Genomic DNA, 15,606 nt, shown 5'->3' with positions numbered 1-15,606 from the left:
GTTTCCTCTCCTTTCGACTTCTTCACAGGGATTTTTTTTTGGTCATTCGTGGGTTTCTTCACAGGCTGCTCTTCAAAAAGACAGATTGACATGATTCTTACTCAACATAATCACCCGTTGCATCACTTAATGCTGGTGTCACCCCAACAAATACAGCTCCTTGCTGGTTTACCTGTCCAGTCGTTTCAGCAATGTGCAAATAATATTTCTGTGTCGGAACCTTTTGGCTGTCTTCATATGTATTTTGTTTAAGCAGGCCATTGCCGACATTGAACAGAATGATTGCAGAACGATTTTTCCTATCCTTTGATTTCTGTCCATTCCCAATCAGCTGATTCCCTTCAAGGGTGAAATCCTCTTGGCTGTATAGATCAATTCCAGCCAATCCGTTATCCTTAATAAGGTTGTCTTTAACCTCGAGACCTCTGCTCATGACATCTAAATTAGCAATAACTAATCCTGCGGAAAGATTATGATTGATTTCATTGCTTTTTACGACTATGCCTTCTGCCTTATATCCCTGTAGATGGATTCCCTCCATTCTTCCGCTAGAAATCTTATTTCCTTGAATGGTTAGATAATTGTAATAGCGAATTCCTTCTGGAAAGTCGCCTGTTTCTTCACCAATGACAGAGGCCTGAATAAATAACCCCTTCCCCCTGCTGCCAGTGATTTCATTGTTTTCTATGGTCGTATTATTCATGCCAGTGACATAAATGGCATTTGCCTCTCCAGTTTTATAGGTTTGCTCGACGACATTATTAACAACTTTTACATTGGCAGATTGGTTCTTCCATCCTTCCACAAATATGCCGTCTCCACCGTATCCGCCGGTCTTTCCATACCCTCTTATGATATTATTCTCAATCACCCCATCACTGACTGTTCGAAACGCCACCCCTGCATTCCGTGAACCGATTACCTCGTTATTCCTTACCGTAATATTGACATGCTGCTCATCGCCATCCTCAACTAAATGACCAACTTCAATGCCAAAATCTCCTGCATCCTTAACCACATTATCTTCAATGATGACATTCCGGCTTGACTTTCCTTCCTGATAGCTGATGAATATCCCATTTTGATGATCCGTATGATCAATTTCATTCTGGATGATTTGAACATTTTCTGTTTTCTGCAAGCCAATAATTCCATTAGAACCTCCATCTACAATCTTTGAGTCCTTCACTGTGCCATTTTTTGAATTGAAGAGCATGATGGAAGCACTTGGCGACCGAAGAACTTCTACTCGGCTGATTTCGAATGTATCAACAAATTGAAGAATAAGAGTATGTGAATATGAATCATTGATTTGTGCTCTGCGCTTGTCTTTCTCTCCATCAAATGTGAGATCACTAATCTGGATATTCTGAGCATTTGGCTCTGTCATTAATATAGATGAATCATCTTCGCTCCCTTTGCTTTTCTCCAAATTTAAACGAAGGATCGATTCACCCATCCCTGCACCCTTCAGATGAACATTCGACTTCAAAATAATAGGTTCATCTACCACATACATGCCCTTTGGAACAGCTACAATGCCGCCGCCATTGATACTCGCTTGATCAATCTCACTCTGAAGATCAATGGTCTTAGCTAATACTTCTTCAACCGGCTTACGAATAGAAGGCAGAACTGTCGGCTCATCAGCCGGCTTCAATTTAATAGCAAGTACAGAAAGGAGTCCCATAAAAATCAAGATTGCCAGCCAAAATTTTGTGTCCTTCAAAAGAGAAGTCAAGCGGACTTGTATGATTATTGGAATCATTGGTTTACTCCTTTTTACTCGATCGCCATTTAATAAATTCTATTAAATCACTGTATTCTTTCAGCTGAGCTTGATTGATTCCCTCCTTAAGAGCGAGCCTTTCAAGATCGGTTTGTTCATTATCTTTTTCGACATCCTTATTCATCGATATTAAAACCTGTGGAGTAATATCAAGAACACCAGCAATTTTCGTCAGTATTTCAAGACTCGGGTTGGTCATCTTATCTCGCTCGATATTGCTTAAATAAGATTTTGCTACTCCTGACCTTGCAGCCAATTCTGACAAAGAGAGCCCCCTCTCCTCTCTCAACTCCTTTAGTCTCTTTCCAAACATCGCTCCTCCTTATCTAGGGCTTTTTGCCTTAGATGACTTTCCTCTCTCTTACCCTTGTTAAATTTTCAATTATGCCTCCATTGCGATCTTACTTTCCAGCAGGTCTGCAGGAGTAATAGCTCCACACAAATGTTTCTTCAGCCATTCTTCACTTTTCTTGAAAAGTCCCAATTGGAGAAGCTGTTCAATGGTTTGTTCATCGAAACGGTATTTAATTACTTTTGCCGGTACTCCCCCCACAATGGCATATGGAGGGACATCCCTCGTAACGACGGAACCAGCTGCACATATAGCGCCTTCGCCTATTTCAATACCGTTCATAACGTATACATTGGCTCCCAGCCAAACATTATCCCCCATTTTCACTTGCGCGAATTCTTCATAATAGTCTCGGTCCACCCAGTTGATGTTATTAACAACCTTAGAAGTGGAATAGAAAATAGGAGAAGTGGCAACAAAGTCTATAGGATGGCTGCCTAGCCCAATCATGGTACCAGGTCCGATAGAACAAAACGAACCTATACTGGCATACATAACATGACAGTTTGCCGAGAAATACGTGTAATCACCCACATCTGAATTTGAGATTCTCGTATAAAAATTCAAGGCACAATTCTTCCCAACCTTCGTTGTCGCTGGATCAACCTCCACATAAGGTCCAATAAATACCGACTTATTACTTTTCTTAAATGCGTGCACTCTAATTCCCCTCTTAAGAGCATGAGGAATGAGACCATTTAAATACTTGATAATAAGCTCCTCCTTTATACCGGATAACCTTCGTTACATAAATGGGTATTCACGCTTTCCGCTTGCAGCAGTCGCAAAATCATAAAATGCTTTTTTGATAGCTAGGCTCACCCGTTTGAACTGCTTTCCTTTTCCGATATACCAAATATATTTCACGGTATTCTTCACGAAAAAATACAGAAGGAACATGAGGAATACTGGTTTTTTCGCATAAAGGGACATAAACAACAGATTATTCCTCGTACCATAGTAGTTTGAGAGCGGCGACCGATAGCCAGTTGTCGCTGAAACCTTATGATAGACAAGTGATTGCGGAACATATCTTAAACGATAGCCTGCTTTACGAATCTCCAGACTGTATGCGGCATCTTCATAGTAGAGAAAATAATCCTCATCCAGAAATCCCGCTTTATCCAGCATAGAAACCGGAAATAAAAACACACATCCTGTCAGGAAGTTCTCATCACTCGGCTCCCCCTTGCCTCGTTCACGGGTTTTATGCAAGACTCGTCCTGTCAGCCACTTGATATCTCCTCCCCCAAACCAAGTCTCATCCCGATTGGCATAATAGTTAATATGGGACCCGCAAGCTCCTACTTGGGGATCCTTCTCACATTCCTCCACTAATGGCTCAATGAAATGCGGATCAACCTCTGTATCATTATTGAGGAGCAAAAAGTAATCAATATCCGCTATACACTCAAGTGCATAGCGGATGCCATTATTATTGCCGGCAGCAAATCCCCCATTTTCCTTCAGCCCGAAAAAATGAAATCCTGCATCCTCAACATAGTTTTTTAGACTGCTGGTTTCCTTCGAGGCATTATCCACAATAACTGCGGTATGGTTGGAGTAGGTTGCCTTGCTTAACGATTCAAGACAGGCAATTGTATCTTCCGTTCCGTTATAATTGACGATTATCGTACAGACCTTCGGCTGCATACTACTTAATCCTCCCCTTATGGACCTTGAACCTCAGCTTTTCGATTAAACAAATTCTTGTTCTTTATTACATAATAGAAAAATTGGAAGTTGCCAACTAAGTATCTTCTCCACATCCGCTTAGGCTCTAGCAGCAGGCGATAGACCCATTCCAGCCTCAGTTTCCTGATTATTTGCGGTGCGCGCGGGATTCTGCCTGAAGCAAAATCAATGTAGGCACCGACACCCAGAATGATAGTGGCATTCAGAGATTCTTTATTATCTGAAATCCATTTCTCCTGAATCGGGACTCCTCTGCCAACAATTAAGATGTCTGGCTTTAACCGATTGATCTCATGGACTACCGCATCATTCTCTTCCTTGCTGAAATAACCGCTCCGATAGCCGACAATTCGCAAACCAGGAATGGCTCTCTGCAAATGCTCAGCCGCTTTGCCAGCCACTCCAGGTCCTGCCCCAAGCAAATAAGCCGTAAAGCCCTTTTCTGCTGCTAATTGCAGCAATTCAGGAATGAAATCTGTCCCATTTAAATTTTCCTTCAGCTGAACACCAAATAATCTGGCGCCCATCTTAATTCCAACCCCATCATTGAGTAAAAGGTCAGCCATATTGATTACATTGCGGTACTCCTCATCCTTTTGCGCGATATTATAGCAATGGGCATTGAGAAAATAGACAGCCGTTTTCTTTCTGTTCACCAAGCTTTGCTGCAGAGATGCCAAGCCCTCCGCTCCACTGACAACATCCATGGCTACATTGCCCAATTGACTTTTCGGCATTCGCTACCTCTCCTTATTCCTAGATTGCTCGGGATACTCCTTCTCATTTCATTAACGTTGCCTCTTTTACAAACAATTTGCTGAAATCAATATTTTGTGCAACTATATTTGCGTGTGCATAGGAGGAATGAGTACCAGCATCTGTCCAATCGCCGTAAAGAACGTCATATGTCAGCAACCCATTGTGAATATATTGATTATTGACATCCGTTATTTCCAATTCTCCCCTCGCTGAAGGCTGAATTTGATCAATGATGCCATAAACAGAAGCATCATACATATAAATACCTGTAACCGCATATTGTGATTTCGGAACAGCAGGCTTCTCTTCAATAGTCAAAATTCGTCCATCATATATGTCAGGAACACCAAATCGCTTCGGATTCTCTACCTCTTTAACGAGAATCTTTGCCCCTATTGCTTGCTTCTCAAAGCTTTCGACATATACCTTAATCGTATCGGTAAATACATTGTCTCCTAGAATAACAACCATTTTCTCCAACCCTGTGAAATCACGGGCGAGCCCTAAGGCCTCCGCTATACCGCCAGGACGATCTTGAACCTTATACGTAAAGTGGACCCCGAATTCATACCCGCTTCCAAGGAGATCAACAACATCCCCCATATGATCTCGGCCCGTGACAATCAGGATATCTTCAATTCCAGCTTCCTTAAGCTTATAAACCGAATGATAAATCATTGGATATTTTCCAATCGGAAGAAGATGCTTATTCGTAACCTTTGTCAATGGATACAACCGTGAACCCGTGCCTCCTGCAAGTATTACACCTTTCATAAAATCACTCCTTTTTATCTTCTTGCCTTCAAAGCCAGTGGTTTATTAAATAAGACAGTATACGAAATCTCCTTTCTCGCTATCGCAAGTCCTCCGCATAAAAGCATTGTGACGATTCCGCCTATGATAAAATGCAGAATCTGATGCCCAGGGAAGAATGAGAAAGCCGCATAAACTCCTCCAGCAAGCAGGCCGGATGAGAAAAAGGTCGTCAGGATTGATTTATATGGGAGAAGCTCTCTTTGCGGAATCTCAAAGACCTTACAGACATCTCTTTGTTGTAGATAAATTCCAATGAAGCAAGAAAGGGTTGATGCTGCGGCCACACCCAAATATCCGAATAAGGCCATGAATATGAATCCAAGAACGATATTGCAGACAACTGTTATAACTGTATTGGTGAGCACAAGCTTCTGGTTGCCTGATATAAGCAATGGTGTAAAGAAGACGGTGAATCGAAGAGGAAATTTCAATAAATATATGAGAAAAATGGTTGCTCCACTTAGGTAAGCAGATGAGTATAATAGGGTAATGAATTCTTGATGGTAGAAGAGCAAAATCCAAAAAATCGGAAACATAATCAGCGCAAGCATACGGCTTGATTCTGACCATAAACGCAGTGCCTCAATCTTTTGACTCTTGATGCTGTATAGACGCCCAAGCCTAGGCAGCATTGCTGTAATGACCGCAACGGTGATGATGGACATGAATGGGATTTCTTTTGATGCAATGGAGTAAACCGCAAACAACTCAACTGAATAGAAAAGCCAAATAATCATCTTATCGTTTGATTGCGTTAAAACATCTATGGCTGTAACGGCCCCCACTGCTCCTGTATAACGAAGCTGCTCCTTTAATAATGGAACATTTCCCTTCCATGACATTCCGTGACTGAAATGAAAGTAAAGATGCAAAATCGTCACACGCAATAATTCAAAGAGCGCAATCAACGCAATAGTGATCAATAATTCCCTTGTTGTGTATAGAGCAAAGCCTATAATCAAAAAATAAGTGAAATAATAGGACAAGTTGATGATGCTGTATATTTTCGCTTTCTTAATGGAGACGAATAAGTTTTCCAGATAGCTGCCCATTATAGTAGCAAAGCTCCATAAACCAATCCATAAGGTATAGTGGTGAAGCGTACTGTCTTTCATAAGAAAAGGAAGATTAAACAACATCAGCAAGCAGGCAAGCATCACCATACCTAATGTAAACAACACCCAAAATGTGTTGGCAATGGTATACGATTTCTCACGATCATTATCTGTTTTGTTATAGTAATAACTAAAGGTCGTCTGCATCTCAAAAGGGAGCAGCGCGCCTATCATGACAGCAATCAAAAAAATCTGCTGATAGATTCCCATCTCTGTTATCGTGAGCAATCTAGCGATAATGATTGTTACCATGATTTGAACGAATGATTTGGCGAAGCGGTTAATAGATAACAAGGCAGATTCTCTAATCATGCTGTTTCCCGCCAAGCCCCTTATAGGTGATCTTTATTACTACTTGATTATTCATGACAATCACATCTTTCCTGCCATTATCTTTCTTCTTAATAAGCATTATTAGGATAGAAAATAATGATAATCGTCTTACATATGAGCTTCACATCATAGAAGAAATGACGGTTTTGAATGTAATGCAAATCAAGCTCGACCATCTTCTCAAATCCGACGCTGCTTCTACCTGACACCTGCCATAAACCTGTGCATCCCGGAACGACCGATAGGCGCTGTTTATGATATTCGGTGTAGGTTTCAACCTCTCTAGGCAATGGCGGACGCGGGCCCACCAAACTCATCTCTCCTTTAAGAACATTCCATAGCTGCGGTAATTCATCGATACTCGTTTTGCGAATGAACCGACCAATCTTTGTGACTCTCGGATCCTCCTTCATCTTAAAGAGTGCGCCGCTGGATTCATTTTGATCCAGCAGAGAATCAATTAAGCTTTCAGCATGATGAATCATAGAACGGAATTTATACATATTGAACGTCTTACCGTCTTTCCCAACACGGACTTGCTTAAAAAATACCGGTGCCTCAGGGTCTTCTAGCTTAATTAATGCAGCTACAATAACAAACACAGGTATCAACAGAAGAAGACCTATAATCGAGAGGACGATATCCATATATCTCTTCGATAATAGATAATATTTGTTATCGTACAGCTCAATTGTTCCAACGTAAGCTTCCTGTGTAGTCCCTGCCTTTGGAGAATTCAATACATACACTCCTTTAAATTGTTATATGGTTGCTTTCACTTTCGGCATGAACTGTTCCATTTCTTCGATTACCTTCTCCTTTAGTTCTTCATCCTGCATGGCTAGTTTTATCGTCGTCAGGATATACCCTAATTTCTCTCCGACATCATATCGATTTCCCGTGAATTCATACCCGTACATGGATTGATGTTCTGCCATTTTCTGCATGGCATCCGTTAGCTGAATTTCACCTCCGTTACCTGCTTCCTGAGTCTCTAAATAGGAGAAGATCTCAGGGGTCAGGATATACCTCCCCATGATGGCATAATTAGAAGGAGGATTGCACTTTGGCTTTTCTACCATCCTCTGAATATGGACCAGGCCGGAATCGATCAGCGGGCCATCTATTACTCCGTAACGATGTGTTTCTTCTTCCGGCACCTCTTTAATGCCAATAACAGAGGACCCGGTTTCTTCGAATTTCTCTATCAATTGTTTTAAGCATGGGACCTCTGCTTGAACGATGTCATCTCCCAATAACACCGCAAAAGGCTCATTTCCAATGAATTTACGAGCACACCAGATAGCATGACCTAATCCCTTCGGCTCTTTTTGACGAATATAGTGAATATCGACCATCGAGCTATGCTGGACCTTCTTAAGCAAATCATATTTCTCATTTTGGAATAACCGTTGTTCAAGCTCATGTGAATGATCGAAATGGTCCTCTATCGCTCTCTTCCCTTTTCCTGTGACAATTAGAATATCCTCAATTCCTGATTCAACAGCTTCCTCCACAATGTATTGAATCATCGGCTTATCAATAATAGGAAGCATCTCCTTCGGCAACGCCTTTGTCGCCGGCAATAACCGCGTACCCAGCCCCGCAGCCGGGATAATGGCCTTCTTTATCTTCAACGGTCTTCAGCTCCTCCTTTTTGTTCTTAATAACGAATTAAATAAACACACTAAAGCGTTAATGAGCTGTGAAGCGGGAGAATGTCTTCCCATTCCAAGCAGATTCGATACACATCTTCTTCGCTTAACACCGGGCCTTTTTGAACTTCGATCAATTCCATATCTGTGTGAGCTTTCAACGCATGCTTTGTTCCAGCTGGTATTTCTATAATGCTTCCAGCCCTCACCTCAAATAATTCATTGTCCAGGATGATGGACCCTTCCCCGGTAAGAATCGTCCAAATTTCTTTTCGTTGTTCATGCCTTTGATAGCTTAAACTGCTGTCAGCTCGAATGGCCATTCTTCTAGTAATCACTTCCGATTCACCCTCGTACACGGTATGATCAAGGATTTTGTACCATCCCCACCGTCTTTCCTCATACATCGGTCTTTTATTGAAATGGAAGATATATTTCTTTAAATCATGGCTGACACTTTTATCAGATACCAATATGCCATCAGGTCCTGACACAATCACAGCATTGGATATCCCAAGCACGGCTACCGGTATGTCCAGTTCATTAATGATATGCGTATTCTTAGAATCTGGGCATATAACCCCGGAGCCTTTAAAATGTTCAGACATATGCTCAGTCAATGTGCTCCAAACCCCCAAGTCCCTCCACGCTCCGTTATATGGAAGGGCTGCAATGCTCTTCGTCTTCTCTACTACCTCAAAATCAAAGCTGATTTTAGGCAATTGTTCATAATGAGCTAGAAGGTCTGCATAGTTTTGCGGCAATCCCATTTCTTCTAAGATTGAAAGTATAAAACCGAGATGAAAGGCAAAGACTCCGCAATTCCATAATGCGCCTTTCTCTATTAATTTCAGGGCATACTCATCAGATGGTTTTTCAACAAAGTGACTGACAAGAACATGGTTGTTTTGCCTTTCCTTAGGGATGATATAGCCAAAACGTGAAGATGGAATGTCCGGTTCTACTCCCATTAAAGCAATGCTTGCTCCGCTCATATCAAGTACATGCTCTAAATCCTTCACAGATTCATAGAAATCATTGTCCACATATGAATCAATCGGCAGGACAGCTACTACCTCCTCAGGAGCAATTCTCTTAACTGACGATAAATAAGCGGCTGTTAAGGCGATTGCCGGGAAAGTATCCCGTCTCTTCGGTTCGACGACTATCGGTACCTGCCCGCCCAGCTGGTTCTTCAAAATATCCATCTGCTTTATACTCGTTGCAATGACCGCTTTATCTTGCAATCCAACTTCACCAAGCTGTCTCCATACTCGCTGTGCCATCGACTCAGAGCTCCCCTTCTGACACTCCAACACCTTCAGAAATTGCTTTGAACGCGAATCATTGGATAAAGGCCATAGCCTTTGACCTGATCCCCCAGAAAGAAGAATGACTTCCATTTCCCTGCACCACTCCTTTAAAGTGTCCTTTCCTGCTACTAGTTATTGCTGAAACTCATATACTTTTGAACGGACCTGATTCCCGTTTAAGGATGCCCCTAGCAATTGCGCTTTCGAATTCTGCAATATGGTTGTCGCCTTCGCTGCTTCCTCCTTCAAGGTCTTCCCGCTCATTAACACGAGTAAGGAAGCTTCGCAAATATTTGCGATGATTTGAGTTTCTGCCGTGTAGAGAATTGGAGAGGTATCAAAGAGAATCATGTCGTATTCCGTACTCAAGATAGAGACGATTTCTTCGATTCTAGCTGCGGTTAAAAGCTCATAGGATGTCTTCGTGATAGCCCCGCTCGGGATGATATGAAGATTGGGAATATTGGAAAGACAGATGGCTTCCTCAACTGATGCCTTGCGAGCCAGAAGATCTATCAGCCCTTCAGAATGATTGATATCAAATAACTGATGGAGCTTTCCTTTTCTCAAATCTGCATCAATCATCATAACCTTTTTATCGTGCTGGGCTAATACGATACCCAAATTTGCCACGGTTGTTGTCTTGCCGTCTCCATGACCCGGAGATGTGAGCATAATCGTTTGATAGTCCTTTCCGACTCGTGAATAGGTAATCCCTGAACGAAGCAGACGAAATTGTTCACTAATGACAGATTGCTTATAAAGCTGGGAATATTTCGCACGTTCTTTACTTATAAATAATTCCTTATTAATCTTACGAGTCAAGTGTACGACCTCCAATTCTTACTCCGCTGCTTTCGGTTTGCTGCTTGTTGATTCTCTTGCGGCTGACTTTAATCTCAGGGATATTCCCGACAATAGGGATTCCAAGCTCGTAGACAATATCTCTTTCATTACGAATTGTTGGATCAAGGTACTCCAGCAGAAATGCAATTCCAATAGCACAAAACAATCCTAGAGCCAGACCAATCATCACATTCCTAATCATATCTGGGCTTAATGCTCCATAAGGCTCCTGCTCGCTTGCGGCAGCCAATATGTTGATATTATCTACTTTCATCAAGGCTACTACTTCCTGTTTAAAAACCTCGGCTATGTGATTGGCAATATCAGCCGCTGCAGCAGGATTTTTATCCTGTACAACGATTTCAACCATTTGCGAGTTCTGGGTTGTATTGACGGCTACCCGGTCATTTAAATCCATAAAGCTAGAATCCAGATTAAGGTCATCTATGACTGTTTCAATGATAGCCGGACTCTTAATCAAGGCTGTATACGTATTGATAAGCTCAATATTGGTTCTCACTTGATTCGGATCGATAGAATTTATTTCATTCTCATCCTTCTTGCTTTTCTTATCATTTGTCTGAGCCTGATTTGATGTCGTGGGATGATTGACAAGTATTTGTGTAGAAGATTCATACATGGGGGATAAAAAGAGATAGGAAATTATACCGCTGGCCAAGGTGGCGGTTAATGTCATTAATATGATTAAATTTACCCGCCTCTTCATCACATTGAGTATTTCTTTGAAACTAACTGTATCTTCCATACCTACCTCCACATTTTGCATTTTTGTTCTTAAAAGAGAACTTATTGTTGATTGTAGTACAGAAAATCTGAAATGAAAACAGTGTTTTATTGTCGAATTTTGCAGTGTAGTTCTCTGATTCACTTTCTTCTCCTATACATAACCAATGTATTCACTTGCCCTTTTCGTATTCCTATATATTTCACAAAGTAAGAATCACTCTCTAAACAACATCATCTTTATAGCGAACAAGCATAGAATCATTTTTTCACTAAACAAATTTCTGAGAAATCACGAACGGCTATTTCTTTCATTCCATCCTATTACGATTAAATCATTTTTTGTCGTAAGCGCTTTCTTTATTGAGAATACACCTTCTTTCCGGACAATAGTCCCAATAGAAAAACACCTTCCCCAGTTGAGGAAGGTGCCTATTGGCACTGTTTAATCTTTTCTAAACGATCCGATTACTCCGGTGGATTGTACGATATTTGTAAAGGCCTGCGGGTCAACCTGCTGAATAATACTTTGTAAATCATACAGCTCATATCGGCTAATGACAATCATGAGCATATATTTATCCTCGCCTGTGAAAGCACCAACGGCCGGAATCATTGTAATTCCTCTGACCAGCTTGGAGTGAATGGCCTTCTTCAGCTCATCTGCATGCTTGGTCACAATCATCGCCGTTACCTTTATATGTCTTGTATGGATTGCGTCAATTACTCTTGTGGATACATAGAGAGAGACAAGTGTGTAAAGTGCCTGCTCTTCAGAATACATGAGCCCTGCAATCACAACAATCGCACCGTTCAAAATCAGGAAGTAGATCCCGATTGGTTTATCATTAATTCGTGAGAGAATCATGGCGACGATATCCATACCGCCTGTTGACGCACCGAAACGCAGGGTAATCCCCACACCAGCTGAACCGATGACACCGCCGAAAACAGCATTAAGTAAAATATCATCCGAGAAGGATTGCACTGGTATTACTTCTAAGAAGAAAGACATTAATACAACAGCCATAAAGCTATAAAATGTAAATGATTTCCCAACCTTAAACCATGCTAAAATAGCAATTGGAATATTCAATAGTAAAACGAGAACACCAGTGGATATTTCAATATTTGTGAAGATACTGAACGCAGCAGAAATAATTTGAGCTGTTCCAGTAAATCCACTTGCGAAGACATTAGCAGGGATTAAGAAAAAGTTCATGGCGATTGCGTTTAATACAGCCCCCACTATGACAGCAATTATTTTTTTTGTTTCATTCCAAACCAATCTTTGTTCCTCCTTAGATGGTATCTATCCATAAACATGATAAAATAAAGTTATAGACAAATTGTGATTTTTCTTTATAATGATTAAACTGTTACTAAAATGAATATTAAAAAAAGAAGGTGCTTTAAAATGAATGTCCAAATTATAGCAGACAGTGCCAGCGATTTGCCATTGGAATACTTCAAAGACAACAATATCATTCTCATACCATTAAAAGTTCATATGGATAATGAAGAATTTAACGATTTAGTGACTATTCAGCCTAAGGTTGTCTATGATGCCATGCGAAATGGGAAAGCCCCTAAAACTTCTCAGGCATCACCTCAAGACTTTTATGAAGCGTTCAGACAGCTTGCGAAGGATAAGCAGCAAGGCTTGTATATTGCCTTTTCCTCCGAGTTAAGCGGTACATATCAAACAGCTGTCATGATGCGTGATGAGGTAAAAGCAGAGTTTCCTGAATTTGAGCTTGAGATCGTTGATAGCAAATGTGCCTCTTTAGGCCTTGGACTTGCTGTTATGGAAGTGGCACGCCATGCAGCTAAAGGAGCAAGCTTAGCTGATTTGACTGAAATCGCCAAATTCCAATGCGCTCATATGGAGCATCTATTCACTGTAGCTGACTTGACCTACTTGGCTCGCGGCGGACGTATCTCAAAATCTTCCGCATTTATCGGCGGTCTTTTAAATATCAAACCGCTGCTTAATGTGGAAGAAGGCAAATTGATTCCACTTGAAAAATTCCGCGGAAAGAAAAAATTAATGCGCGCCGTCATGGATACAATGAAAGAACGCGGCGACCGTCTCGACCACCAAATCATCGGCATCAGTCATGGTGATGACATGAAAGAAGCGTTGGAATACAAGGCTCTCATTGAAGAGACATTCCATCCAAAATCTGTTTATATTTCATCAGTCGGTGCAACAGTCGGTGCTCACTCAGGTCCTGGGACCATTGCAATCTTTTTCTTGAATCAGCTTCCTGAATAAACCATTTAGTGCATACATTATTTTTCCCCATTCACACCATACTAGACATGAATCAATCAATTAATTGGTCTAGGGGGCAATAAATAATGTCATATCATACATCTGACAATGATAAGAAAGCACGTGATAACCAAGCGAAGCATGAGATTAAAAATATTCAAGAAGAACAAAATCGAAAAGCTGGAAAAAAATCATTTTCCAAAAAAACCGATCATTTATGATGAAATCATAATTTACATCTTATAACGACCAAATAGAGGATTTCAATCAAAATCCTCTATTTTTTATTGAAATTGAATAAGTTCGGAATATTTCCTATAATAGGCTCTGAATAAGACTGCTTGAAAACAAGAAATTGGAGGGATCCATATGGCAAAAGAAAGCTCCTTTGATGTAGTATCAAAAATAGATTTTTCAGAGGTTACGAACGCTGTGACCCAAGCAATGAAAGAAGTAAAAACCCGTTATGATTTTAAGGGAAGCAAAAGTGACATTAAGCTCGAAAGCGAAGAGCTTGTCTTAGTTTCCGATGATGAATACAAACTTGGCCAGCTTAAAGACGTACTTCTCAGCAAATTAATTAAGCGCGGTGTTCCTATCAAAAATTTAGATTATGGAAAAATTGAGGGTGCATCCGGCGGGACTGTCCGCCAAAGGGCTAAGCTTGTCCAAGGTATCGATAAAGATAATGCAAAGAAAATCAACCTAATCGTAAAGAATGCCGGTACAAAGGTTAAATCACAGATTCAAGAAGACCAAATCCGTGTGACCGGTAAAAGCAAGGATGACCTTCAACAAGTCATTGCAGCAATTCGAGAGGCAGATTTGTCAATCGAGGTTCAATTTATTAATTTCAGATAAAGAAACGGGAAGCAGGGATTCCATGCCTGCTTCCTTTTTCATTTAAAAGAGACAATGCCTCAGAGTCACTCATCCTAATATTACATTTTAAGGTTTCTTTTTCCTGATATGAGGAATAACAATAGAGACCAACGTTAAGAAAGGATGATTTAAGATGAACGAAGATATTACATTAGGAAAAGACGGATTCCCTAAACAGGCGCAAGATGTGCAGCCTGGAATGACAGAAGAGATGCATCCTCATCCAATTGAAGTGGATGAAAATTATAAAGGCAGCGATAAGCTGAAAGGAAAAACAGCCATCATCACAGGAGGTGACAGCGGAATTGGCCGTTCGGTCTCCCTCTACTTTGCCAAGGAAGGCGCAGATGTAGCCATTGTCTATTTGAATGAGCATGAAGATGCCAATAAAACGAAAGATATGGTAGAGAAAGAATGCGTCCGCTGCATGCTGCTCTCAGGAGATGTCGGGGACAGCTCATTTTGCCGTGAGGTTGTCGATAAAGTAAAATCCGAATTCGGCAAGATTGATATCCTAATCAATAATGCGGCTGAACAGCATGTGAAGGAAAGCCTTTTAGATATCAGTGATGAACAGTTGGAGAAAACTTTCCGAACAAATATCTTCTCCATGTTTTATTTAACTAAAGCAGTCCTTCCTCATTTATCGAAAGGCAGTTCCATTATCAATACAGCATCCATCACAGCCTATCAAGGAAACCCTCAGCTTATTGATTACTCCTCCACCAAGGGAGCAATTGTTTCCTTTACAAGGGCATTAGCCAATAATATTGCTGACAAAGGCATTCGCGTGAACGGTGTAGCACCAGGTCCAATCTGGACACCGCTCATCCCGGCAACGTTCCCGGCAGATAAAGTGAAGGAATTTGGCCAAAACGCACCGCTTGGCCGTGCTGGACAGCCAGCAGAGCTAGCTCCAGCCTATGTTTACTTAGCGAGTGATGATTCTTCTTATGTGAGCGGACAAGTAATCCATGTAAACGGCGGCTCAGTCGTGAATGGTTAAATAAAGAATACCCCCGGCTTTCA

17 protein-coding genes are annotated in these 15,606 nt (G+C 41.1%); 4 read left to right on the top strand and 13 right to left on the bottom strand.

Features of this window, described 5'->3' with window-relative positions:
- Positions 1 to 97: 97 nt before the first annotated feature.
- From ACY8DX_RS05310 to ACY8DX_RS05250, 13 genes are all read right to left on the bottom strand, one after another.
- Positions 98 to 1,768 (bottom strand): right-handed parallel beta-helix repeat-containing protein, encoded by a 1,671-nt coding sequence (locus ACY8DX_RS05310; RefSeq protein ID WP_462406328.1) that lies wholly within the window; start codon positions 1,766 to 1,768, stop codon positions 98 to 100.
- A gap of 4 nt (positions 1,769 to 1,772) precedes the next feature.
- Positions 1,773 to 2,054 (bottom strand): helix-turn-helix domain-containing protein, encoded by a 282-nt coding sequence (locus ACY8DX_RS05305; RefSeq protein ID WP_439802210.1) that lies wholly within the window; start codon positions 2,052 to 2,054, stop codon positions 1,773 to 1,775.
- A gap of 117 nt (positions 2,055 to 2,171) precedes the next feature.
- Positions 2,172 to 2,801 (bottom strand): CatB-related O-acetyltransferase, encoded by a 630-nt coding sequence (locus ACY8DX_RS05300; protein ID WP_053103771.1) that lies wholly within the window; start codon positions 2,799 to 2,801, stop codon positions 2,172 to 2,174.
- 84 nt (positions 2,802 to 2,885) lie between these two features.
- Entirely contained in the window at positions 2,886 to 3,794 is a 909-nt protein-coding gene (locus ACY8DX_RS05295; protein ID WP_462406327.1) for a glycosyltransferase family 2 protein, read from the bottom strand.
- Between the two features lie 17 nt (positions 3,795 to 3,811).
- Positions 3,812 to 4,573: a WecB/TagA/CpsF family glycosyltransferase gene (locus ACY8DX_RS05290; RefSeq protein ID WP_462406326.1), complete on the bottom strand. Its 762-nt coding sequence runs from the start codon at positions 4,571 to 4,573 to the stop codon at positions 3,812 to 3,814.
- Positions 4,574 to 4,616: 43 nt separating this feature from the next.
- The gene (locus ACY8DX_RS05285; RefSeq protein ID WP_462406325.1) at positions 4,617 to 5,369 is read right to left on the bottom strand and encodes a sugar phosphate nucleotidyltransferase; all 753 of its coding nucleotides are present in this window, start codon (positions 5,367 to 5,369) and stop codon (positions 4,617 to 4,619) included.
- A gap of 14 nt (positions 5,370 to 5,383) precedes the next feature.
- Positions 5,384 to 6,838 carry an oligosaccharide flippase family protein gene (locus ACY8DX_RS05280; protein ID WP_049671812.1) on the bottom strand — a complete coding sequence of 485 codons (1,455 nt, stop codon included), beginning with the start codon at positions 6,836 to 6,838 and terminating at the stop codon, positions 5,384 to 5,386.
- Positions 6,839 to 6,927: 89 nt separating this feature from the next.
- Entirely contained in the window at positions 6,928 to 7,608 is a 681-nt protein-coding gene (locus ACY8DX_RS05275) for a sugar transferase (protein WP_439802211.1), read from the bottom strand.
- A 12-nt stretch (positions 7,609 to 7,620) separates the two neighbouring features.
- Positions 7,621 to 8,496 carry a UTP--glucose-1-phosphate uridylyltransferase GalU gene (gene galU, locus ACY8DX_RS05270; protein ID WP_462406324.1) on the bottom strand — a complete coding sequence of 292 codons (876 nt, stop codon included), beginning with the start codon at positions 8,494 to 8,496 and terminating at the stop codon, positions 7,621 to 7,623.
- A gap of 50 nt (positions 8,497 to 8,546) precedes the next feature.
- The gene (locus ACY8DX_RS05265) at positions 8,547 to 9,917 is read right to left on the bottom strand and encodes a sugar phosphate nucleotidyltransferase (RefSeq protein ID WP_049671815.1); all 1,371 of its coding nucleotides are present in this window, start codon (positions 9,915 to 9,917) and stop codon (positions 8,547 to 8,549) included.
- A gap of 42 nt (positions 9,918 to 9,959) precedes the next feature.
- Positions 9,960 to 10,652 (bottom strand): CpsD/CapB family tyrosine-protein kinase, encoded by a 693-nt coding sequence (locus ACY8DX_RS05260; RefSeq protein WP_462406323.1) that lies wholly within the window; start codon positions 10,650 to 10,652, stop codon positions 9,960 to 9,962.
- Positions 10,642 to 11,439 carry a YveK family protein gene (locus ACY8DX_RS05255; protein ID WP_439802213.1) on the bottom strand — a complete coding sequence of 266 codons (798 nt, stop codon included), beginning with the start codon at positions 11,437 to 11,439 and terminating at the stop codon, positions 10,642 to 10,644. Before ACY8DX_RS05255 ends, ACY8DX_RS05260 begins: the two co-directional genes overlap by 11 nt.
- A gap of 423 nt (positions 11,440 to 11,862) precedes the next feature.
- A complete protein-coding gene (locus ACY8DX_RS05250; protein ID WP_049671818.1) occupies positions 11,863 to 12,705 on the bottom strand; it encodes a YitT family protein in 843 nt (280 codons plus the stop codon).
- A 129-nt stretch (positions 12,706 to 12,834) separates the two neighbouring features.
- Here ACY8DX_RS05250 and ACY8DX_RS05245 point away from each other — a divergent pair, with 129 nt between their 5' ends.
- The 4 genes from ACY8DX_RS05245 to ACY8DX_RS05230 all read left to right on the top strand — a co-directional run bounded on the left by ACY8DX_RS05245 (position 12,835) and on the right by ACY8DX_RS05230 (position 15,583).
- On the top strand, positions 12,835 to 13,695 hold the full coding sequence (locus ACY8DX_RS05245; RefSeq protein ID WP_439802214.1) for a DegV family protein: 861 nt from the start codon (positions 12,835 to 12,837) through the stop codon (positions 13,693 to 13,695).
- 86 nt (positions 13,696 to 13,781) lie between these two features.
- Positions 13,782 to 13,916 carry a DUF3941 domain-containing protein gene (locus ACY8DX_RS05240; protein ID WP_082197160.1) on the top strand — a complete coding sequence of 45 codons (135 nt, stop codon included), beginning with the start codon at positions 13,782 to 13,784 and terminating at the stop codon, positions 13,914 to 13,916.
- 148 nt (positions 13,917 to 14,064) lie between these two features.
- Positions 14,065 to 14,556 (top strand): YajQ family cyclic di-GMP-binding protein, encoded by a 492-nt coding sequence (locus tag ACY8DX_RS05235; RefSeq protein WP_049671820.1) that lies wholly within the window; start codon positions 14,065 to 14,067, stop codon positions 14,554 to 14,556.
- A gap of 154 nt (positions 14,557 to 14,710) precedes the next feature.
- A complete protein-coding gene (locus ACY8DX_RS05230) occupies positions 14,711 to 15,583 on the top strand; it encodes an SDR family oxidoreductase (protein ID WP_462406322.1) in 873 nt (290 codons plus the stop codon).
- Positions 15,584 to 15,606: the final 23 nt, after the last annotated feature.

Source organism: Gracilibacillus sp. Marseille-QA3620, assembly GCF_054950035.1.
The sequence above is the reverse complement of the archived record's forward strand: the minus strand, read 5'-3'. Positions and strand labels throughout refer to the sequence as shown.

Coding starts and splice junctions, on each gene's coding strand:
- ACY8DX_RS05230 (WP_462406322.1), top strand. CDS start 14,711: ATGAACGAAGATATTACATTAGGAAAAGACGGATTCCCTAAACAGGCG.
- ACY8DX_RS05255 (WP_439802213.1), bottom strand. CDS start 11,439: ATGGAAGATACAGTTAGTTTCAAAGAAATACTCAATGTGATGAAGAGG.
- ACY8DX_RS05290 (WP_462406326.1), bottom strand. CDS start 4,573: ATGCCGAAAAGTCAATTGGGCAATGTAGCCATGGATGTTGTCAGTGGA.
- ACY8DX_RS05295 (WP_462406327.1), bottom strand. CDS start 3,794: ATGCAGCCGAAGGTCTGTACGATAATCGTCAATTATAACGGAACGGAA.
- ACY8DX_RS05285 (WP_462406325.1), bottom strand. CDS start 5,369: ATGAAAGGTGTAATACTTGCAGGAGGCACGGGTTCACGGTTGTATCCA.
- ACY8DX_RS05245 (WP_439802214.1), top strand. CDS start 12,835: ATGAATGTCCAAATTATAGCAGACAGTGCCAGCGATTTGCCATTGGAA.
- ACY8DX_RS05265 (WP_049671815.1), bottom strand. CDS start 9,917: ATGGAAGTCATTCTTCTTTCTGGGGGATCAGGTCAAAGGCTATGGCCT.
- ACY8DX_RS05310 (WP_462406328.1), bottom strand. CDS start 1,768: ATGATTCCAATAATCATACAAGTCCGCTTGACTTCTCTTTTGAAGGAC.
- ACY8DX_RS05235 (WP_049671820.1), top strand. CDS start 14,065: ATGGCAAAAGAAAGCTCCTTTGATGTAGTATCAAAAATAGATTTTTCA.
- ACY8DX_RS05240 (WP_082197160.1), top strand. CDS start 13,782: ATGTCATATCATACATCTGACAATGATAAGAAAGCACGTGATAACCAA.
- ACY8DX_RS05280 (WP_049671812.1), bottom strand. CDS start 6,838: ATGATTAGAGAATCTGCCTTGTTATCTATTAACCGCTTCGCCAAATCA.